Annotated in this window: 8 protein-coding genes; 3 read left to right on the forward strand and 5 right to left on the reverse strand. The window is 72.9% G+C overall.

Going from position 1 to position 7,185, the window contains the following annotated elements:
• Positions 1–337 precede the first annotated feature (337 nt).
• On the reverse strand, positions 338–838 hold the full coding sequence (locus I5E_RS06420) for a GNAT family N-acetyltransferase (protein ID WP_022906261.1): 501 nt from the start codon (positions 836–838) through the stop codon (positions 338–340).
• A 9-nt stretch (positions 839–847) separates the two neighbouring features.
• Complete coding sequence (locus tag I5E_RS06425) at positions 848–2,332, reverse strand: aminopeptidase P family protein (protein WP_022906262.1); 1,485 nt, start codon at positions 2,330–2,332, stop codon at positions 848–850.
• Between the two features lie 70 nt (positions 2,333–2,402).
• On the opposite strand from I5E_RS06425, the gene I5E_RS06430 reads away from it, so the two are divergent.
• Complete coding sequence (locus I5E_RS06430; protein ID WP_022906263.1) at positions 2,403–3,275, forward strand: PHP domain-containing protein; 873 nt, start codon at positions 2,403–2,405, stop codon at positions 3,273–3,275.
• A 158-nt stretch (positions 3,276–3,433) separates the two neighbouring features.
• On the opposite strand, the gene I5E_RS06435 is transcribed toward I5E_RS06430, so the two are convergent.
• A complete protein-coding gene (locus I5E_RS06435; RefSeq protein WP_022906264.1) occupies positions 3,434–4,933 on the reverse strand; it encodes a DEAD/DEAH box helicase in 1,500 nt (499 codons plus the stop codon).
• A 94-nt stretch (positions 4,934–5,027) separates the two neighbouring features.
• Here I5E_RS06435 and I5E_RS06440 point away from each other — a divergent pair, with 94 nt between their 5' ends.
• Positions 5,028–5,741 (forward strand): ferritin-like domain-containing protein, encoded by a 714-nt coding sequence (locus I5E_RS06440; protein WP_261974872.1) that lies wholly within the window; start codon positions 5,028–5,030, stop codon positions 5,739–5,741.
• A 69-nt stretch (positions 5,742–5,810) separates the two neighbouring features.
• On the opposite strand, the gene I5E_RS06445 is transcribed toward I5E_RS06440, so the two are convergent.
• The gene (locus I5E_RS06445) at positions 5,811–6,107 is read right to left on the reverse strand and encodes a hypothetical protein (protein ID WP_022906266.1); all 297 of its coding nucleotides are present in this window, start codon (positions 6,105–6,107) and stop codon (positions 5,811–5,813) included.
• 1 nt (position 6,108) lies between these two features.
• Complete coding sequence (locus tag I5E_RS06450) at positions 6,109–6,333, reverse strand: DUF3107 domain-containing protein (RefSeq protein WP_031261735.1); 225 nt, start codon at positions 6,331–6,333, stop codon at positions 6,109–6,111.
• Between the two features lie 135 nt (positions 6,334–6,468).
• Here I5E_RS06450 and I5E_RS06455 point away from each other — a divergent pair.
• On the forward strand, positions 6,469–7,185 hold a 717-nt coding region (locus I5E_RS06455; RefSeq protein WP_031261736.1), incomplete at its 3' end, for a UvrD-helicase domain-containing protein.

Below are 7,185 nucleotides of genomic sequence, written 5' to 3' on the forward strand. Positions count from 1 at the left end.
CGGGAACACGCCGCCGCCGAGTGCTCCCGAGTCCGGGTCGAAGGACGACGAGTCCCGCTGAGGCCTCGCGGCCGCTCCGGTCGCACGGCTCGCCGCTCACGCCCGCCGAGGTCGCACGAACGGCCGCTCCCCGTCGCGGGGAGCGGCCGTCGTCGTGTCCGGGGCGGCCGTCGGCGCGTCCGGGGCCGGTTGCCGTTACCCGGGCCACCTGGGCGCGGCGCCGAGCGGGCAGAACACGCCGCAGGCACGACGCCCGGCGGGCGGAGCACGTCGCGTCCGAACGCCGAGCGGGACGGATTTCGCCCGCTCGGCGGGACGCAGTCCGTGGTGCGGCGGACTACAGGACCTTCGAGTAGCAGATCGAGGTGGGCACCCCGACGTACGGCCCGAAGTTCGCGATGCGCGTGAACCCCTCGCGCTCGTAGAACCCGATCGCCCGCTTCTGCTCGTTGCCGGTCTCCAGCACGAGCGCCGGCGACCCGAGGTCGAGCGCGGCGTCCTCGAGTCGGCGCAGCAGCCCCGTCGCCACGCCCGCTCCGCGGGACTCGGGCCGGACGTACATGCGCTTGATCTCGGTGATGCCGTCCTGCACGATCCGCAGCCCGCCGCATCCGAGCGGCGTGCCGTCGTCGTCGCGGGCGAGGAAGAAGACCGCGATCGAGTCGGCCGTCGGCTTCTCGCCCGGTTCGGTGTCGCCGCCGTAGGCGCGGTCGATCTCCAGCCGCTGTGCAGCTCGGAGTCGCTGGGCGTCCGGCGAGTCGAAGTGCTCGACGTCGATCGAGAACGCGCCGTCGACGGGGTCCGACGGGATGCTGGGGGAGACCTCGGGAGTCGTCACACGCTCAGGCTAGCGGCCGGAGCGGGCGATCCACCCCTCCACTTCCGAGGGGGTCCGGGGGATGCCGACGGACAGGTTCTCGGCGCCGTCCTCGGTCACGAGGATGTCGTCCTCGATCCGGACGCCGATGCCACGGAACTCCTCGGGCACGGTCAGGTCGTCCTGCTGGAAGTACAGGCCGGGCTCGATCGTGAACACCATGCCGGGCTGGACGATGCCGTCGATGTACATCTCGCGGCGGGCCTTCGCGCAGTCGTGCACGTCGAGGCCGAGGTGGTGGCTCGTGCCGTGCACCATGTAGCGGCGGTGGAACTGGTTGTCGGGCTGCAGCGATTCGTCGGCCGTGCCGGGCAGGAAGCCCCACTCGGCGGTCTTGCGCGCGATGACCTCCATCGCGGTGGCGTGCACCTGACGGAAGGTGATGCCGGGCTTCACGATCGCGAACGCAGCGTCCGCCGCCTCGAGCACGGCTTCGTAGACGAGCCGCTGCACGTCGGTGAAGGTGCCGCTGACCGGGAGCGTCCGGGTGATGTCGGCCGTGTAGAACGAGTCCACCTCGACACCGGCGTCGATGAGGATGAGGTCGCCCGGCTCGACGGCGCCGTCGTTGCGGGTCCAGTGCAGGATGCAGGCGTGGTGGCCCGAGGCGGCGATGGTGTCGTAGCCCACGGTGTTGCCGTCGGCACGTGCACGGCGGTTGAACGTGCCCTCGACGATGCGCTCGCCGCGGGGGTGTGCCAGGACGGCGTCGAAGTCGGCGATGACGTCGTCGAACCCGGCCTTGGTCGCGTTCACGGCCTTGCGCAGCTCGTTGATCTCGTACGCGTCCTTCACGAGCCGCAGCTCGGAGAGGTCGCGCGCGGCGGCGTCGTCCGTCGCGGGCACGCCGTCGGCCTCGGGCGCGCCACCCACGGCGCTGCCGATCCGGTCGTCGAGGCCGCGCGTGAGGTCGGTGTCGGCGTCGCGGACGACGAGGGCGGACGCGTCGAGCCCGTCGCGGACGGCGTCGAACGCGCCGAGGTCGGCCGTCCGGAGCCCGAGGTCCGCCGCGACCTCGTCGAGCGAGGGACGCGGACCGACCCAGAACTCACCGATCTCGGGGTTGGCGTAGAACTCCTCGGAGTCGCGGCCGGCGGTCGCGCGGAAGTACAGCGTGGCGTCGTGGCCGGTGCCGTTCGGCGTCATCACGAGCACGGATCCGACGACCGTGTCGGTTCCCCAGCCGGTGAGGTGGGCGAAGGCGGAGTGCGGACGGAACGGGTAGTCGCAGTCGTTCGAGCGGACCTTGGCCTGCCCGGCGGGGACGACGATCGTCCGGCCGGGGTGCAGCTCGGAGAGCTTGGCGCGGCGGTCGGCGGCGAACGCGGCCTGCTCGCGGGGCTCGGGCAGCGGACGGTCACGATCGGCCCACTGCGAGCCGATGTAGTCCTTGAACGTCGAGGATCCGGGGGTGGTGGAACGGTTGCTCGTCGCGCGGGGCGTGGTGTCGGACATGCACCCATCATCGCACCGCCGCTCGCACCGCGGCCTGTGCGCCCGCTCACCTGCGGATAGCATTGGCGACGTGCCCGATCCGTTCATCGACCTGCACGCGCACTCGAGCGTCTCCGACGGCACCGAGCGACCCGCGGACCTCGTCCGGGCGGCAGCGGCCGCCGGACTGGACGCCGTCGCGCTGACGGACCACGACACGACCGCGGGGTGGGACGAGGCCACGGCGACGGCCCGCGACCTGCCGCTCACGCTCCTCCCGGGTCTCGAACTCAGCACCCGTGTCGGCTACCGCAGCGTGCACGTCCTCGGCTACCTGGTCGACCCCGCGGACCCGGCCCTCGTCGCCGAGACCCAGCGGATCCGTGACGGCCGTCTCGCGCGTGCGCGGCGCATGGTCGAGCGCATCGGCAAGGACCACCCGATCACCTGGGACGACGTGCTCGCGCAGTCGCGGGACGGTGCGACGATCGGCCGTCCGCACATCGCCGACGCCCTGGTCGCCCGCGGGCTCGAGCCCGACCGCAGCGCGGCGTTCCGCGGCATCCTGCACCCGGCCTCCGGGTACTACGAGCCGCACGAGGCGCCGAGTCCGCTCCGGGGCGTCGAGCTCATCCGGCAGGCCGGCGGCGTGCCGGTGATCGCGCACCCGGCGGCGTCGTCGCGGGGGATCGTCATCGACGAGCCGATGCTCCGCGAGCTGGTCGAGGCCGGGCTGGGCGGCCTCGAGGTCGACCACCGCGAGAACCTCGCGCACGGCAAGCGCACCCTGCTCGACTGGGCGACGCGGTACGGGCTGTTCGTCACCGGGTCGAGCGACTACCACGGCACCGGCAAGCCGAACCGGCTGGGCGAGCACCGCACGGCACTGGCCGCGTTCGACGCGATCCGCTCCGAGGCGACCGGCAGCGCGCCCGTCGTCGGCGCCGGCTTCCGCCTGCCCTGAACGGCGCCCCACGGGTCTGGGCCCCGACGACCTTTCGAACCAGCGACCCTCACGGATCAGCGTGCGCGTGATCTGTCGCTCAGGGCGTGAGAACGGTCCCGCGGCGGGGACGACGAAGGGCCCGTCGCGTCAGCGACGGGCCCTTCGGTCTGGAGGCGCTACTCGCCGTCCGACGACCCCTGCGGTGCCGAGGCGGTCGCCTCGGACGACCCGCCGCCGGCACCGCGACGGCGGCGGCGACGCCGACGCTTCGCGGCACCGTCCGTGGAACCGTCGGCCGACGCGCTCTCGGTGCCAGCGGCCTGCGGAGCCGGGGCGCCGTCGGCCGGGGCCTGCGTGTCGGCGTGTGCCGCGCCTCCCGAACGGGAACCGGAGCCCGAGCGGGTCCGCGTGCGCGGCGGACGCGAGCTGCTGCGCTGACGGTCGCCGGAGGACTTCTCGGCGGGGCCACCGGCCGAGGCTGCGTGCGCCGAGGCACCGGGCAGACGACCCTTCGTGCCGGCCGGGATGTCGAGCTCCTCGAAGAGGTGCGGCGACGACGAGTACGTCTCGACGGGCTCCGGGATGCCGAACTCGAGCGCCTTGTCGATCAGCGTCCACTTGTGCAGGTCGTCCCAGTCCACGAACGTGACCGCGATGCCGGTCTTGCCCGCGCGACCGGTGCGTCCGGCGCGGTGCAGGTACGTGTCGGGGTCGTCCGGGATCGTGTGGTTGATCACGTGCGTGACGTCGTCCACGTCGATGCCGCGGGCCGCGACGTCGGTGGCGATGAGCACGTCGCGCTTGCCGGCCTTGAAGGCGGCCATGGCGCGCTCGCGCTGTTCCTGGTTGAGGTCGCCGTGCACGGCCGCGGCGTTGAACCCGCGGTCCTTGAGCTCCTCGACGAGCTTCGCGGCGGCGCGCTTCGTGCGGGTGAAGATCACGGTCTTGCCGCGCCCCTCGGCCTGCAGGATGCGGGCGATGACCTCGTCCTTGTCGAGCGAGTGCGCGCGGTAGATGACGTGCTTGATGTTCGCCTGCATCAGACCCTCGTCGGGGTCCGTGGCGCGGATGTGCACCGGGCGGCTCATGAAGCGGCGGGCCAGTGCGACGATCGGCGCCGGCATCGTCGCCGAGAACAGCATCGTGTGCCGGACGTCGGGGACGGCCTGGAAGATCCGCTCGATGTCGGACAGGAAGCCGAGGTCGAGCATGCGGTCGGCCTCGTCGAGGACGACCTCCTGCACGTGGGAGAGGTCGAGCAGGCGCTGGCGCTGCAGGTCGATGAGTCGACCCGGGGTGCCGACGACGATCTGCGCGCCGGCCTTGAGCTGCTCGATCTGGCCCTCGTATGCCTTGCCGCCGTAGATCGACACGATGGTCGTCGGGCGGTTCGAGGTCGCGAGTTCGAGGTCCTCGGTCACCTGGACCGCGAGCTCACGGGTCGGGACGACCACGAGGGCCTTCACGCCGTGGTCCGGGTCGGCACCGAGTCGCTGGATGAGGGGCAGGCCGAAGCCGAAGGTCTTGCCCGTACCCGTCTTGGCCTGGCCGATGATGTCCTGGCCGGTGAGGGCGAGCGGGATCGTCTGCTGCTGGATCGGGAAGGGCTCGATGATGCCCTTCGTCGCGAGCGCGTCGACGATGTCCTGCTCGATGTTGAGGTCTGCGAAAGTCAAAGAATCACCTTAGTCCTGGTGGAAGTCCCGACCAGTCTACCGACGGGCCGGTCGGGCGGGGTGCCGGGGCGGTTCCCGCTATGCTCGTCGGGTGGTGTCGTGGTGGAACCGGAAGCGCGCTGCGCAGCTCGCCGCCGCGTGGCTCGCGTCGCGCAACCCGCGGAACGCCTCGCCCGTCGAACGCCTGCAGCTCGACGACGTCAGCCCCGAGCTCGACGTGTACCTCGGCCAGGCCGCGTACCTCGAACTCTCGCTCTACGAGACGATGGGCCGCGCCGGAGCCGGAGCGCCCACGCTGTCCGGACGGCTCGTCACGGGCGTGCTCGCGACCACGGCACTCGAGCGGCACCGGGCGATCGTCGCCGAGATCGAGCGGACGGGCGGCGATCCCGCTGCGCTGATGGCACCCCACCGCGAGGCGATCGACCTCTTCCTCGAACGCACGAGCGGCGCCGACTGGTACGAGTCGATGCTCACCGGCTACGTCACCGCCGGCATCCTGAACGACCTGTTCGGCTCGCTGCTGCGGTCGCTCCCGGCCGAGGTGCGCCAGCGGCTGAAGACCGTGTTCGACGCGCGCGAGGAAGCCGCCGTCGTCGAGGAGCTCACCGAGCGCATCGCCGAAGACCCGCAGGTCGGCTCGCGGCTCGCGATGTGGGGCCGACGACTCGTCGGCGACACCCTGCTCGTGGCCCGCTCGGCGCTCGCGTCCCACGCGCGCGAGGACCAGGAGCGGCTCGAGCCGGTGTGGACGGAACTCATCGCCGCGCACACGCGACGCATGGACGCGCTCGGCCTGACGGCCTGACGGCGGTCCAGGAGGCGCGGCTCGCGCCGGGCGGTCCCGTCACGTCCCGCGGGCGGTGCGTCGTCAGACTCAGACGCCCTCGGCCTTGGCACGCTCGAAGTACGCCGTGTCGGCGGCCGTACGGCGCCGGCCGAGGAACCACTCGCCGACGAGGGCGACCACGCCGGCGCCGACGAGGGCCACGACCCAGATCCAGGTCGCGTCGTAGCGCCAGCCGGCCCAGGTCAGGGCCTCCCACAGGACGGCGGCGGCGATGCCGCCGAGCGCCGGCCCGAGCAGCGAACCGCGGCTGGAGCGCCACGGCACGACCACGTGCGCGACGGCCCCGACGATCAGGCCGCCGAGGACCGCGAAGAGCAGTTCCACGTCAGGCGACGAAACCGATGCGACGGGACTCCTCCGCGCCGACCTCGACGTAGGCGAGCGAGCCGACGGGGACGATGAACCGACGGCCCTTGTCGTCCTGGAGCGACAGGTGCGTCGACTTCTCGCCGAGGGCGGCCGCGACGGCCTGCTCGATCTCGTCGGCGGTCTGGGCGGTCTCGAACGCGATCTCGCGCGGGCTGTTGGTGATGCCGATCTTGATGTCCACGAGCACAGCGTATCCGAGCAGCCGTGGACCCCATCGGGCGTTCGCCGCAGGCGCACTGCGCCCGCCGGTCCGGCGTCTCGTGGACCGGCGTCGTGGCACCGCGTCGGTGTCGGTCGCTCCGGTTACCGTACGAGGGTGCCCCACACCACGCTCGCGCCCGCTCCCGAGGACACGGGTGTCGCGCGGGCCCTGGCGTCCGACCCGACCCAGGCGGCGGTGCTCGCGCTGCCGGACGGCCGGCACGCCGCCGTCATCGGTGCACCGGGCACGGGCAAGACCACCACGCTGACCCGGCTGGTCGCGGCCCGGCTCACCCGCGCGGACGCGATCTCGGCCGACGGCCACGCGACCGTCCTCGCCCTGACCAGCGCCCGCACCGCCGCCACCGCGCTCCGCGACCGGCTCGCCGCCGCGGTCGACCGGCCGGTGCCGGGGGCGCTCGCCCGCACCGTGAACTCCCTGGCGTTCCAGGTCGTCGCGCACGCCGCCGCCGTGCAGGGCCTCGAGACACCGACCCTGCTCACCGGTGGGGAGCAGGACCGCATCATCGCCGACCTGCTCGACGGGCACGAGACCGACGGCACCGGGCCGAAGTGGCCGGCGCCGATCACCGCGGTCGTCCGCGAACGCGCCGGGTTCCGCACCGCGCTCCGCGACGTCATGATGCGCGCGGTCGCCGCGGGCGTGGAACCCGAGGACATGCGCGAGCTCGGCGACGACACCGGGCGGCCGGAGTGGCGGGCGGTCGGGGACTTCGTCGACGAGTACCGCGCAGCACTGACCGCGTTCCGCGCCACCAGCCTCGACGCCGCCGAACTCGTCGCCTACGCCACGGCGGCGGTCCTGCGCGGC

Origin of the sequence: Curtobacterium sp. B18 (assembly GCF_000333375.1) — a bacterium.
GTDB lineage: Bacteria > Actinomycetota > Actinomycetes > Actinomycetales > Microbacteriaceae > Curtobacterium.

Excerpts from the sequence above, each read along its gene's own strand:
- I5E_RS06425 (WP_022906262.1), bottom strand. The coding sequence starts at position 2,332 with ATGTCCGACACCACGCCCCGCGCGACGAGCAACCGTTCCACCACCCCC.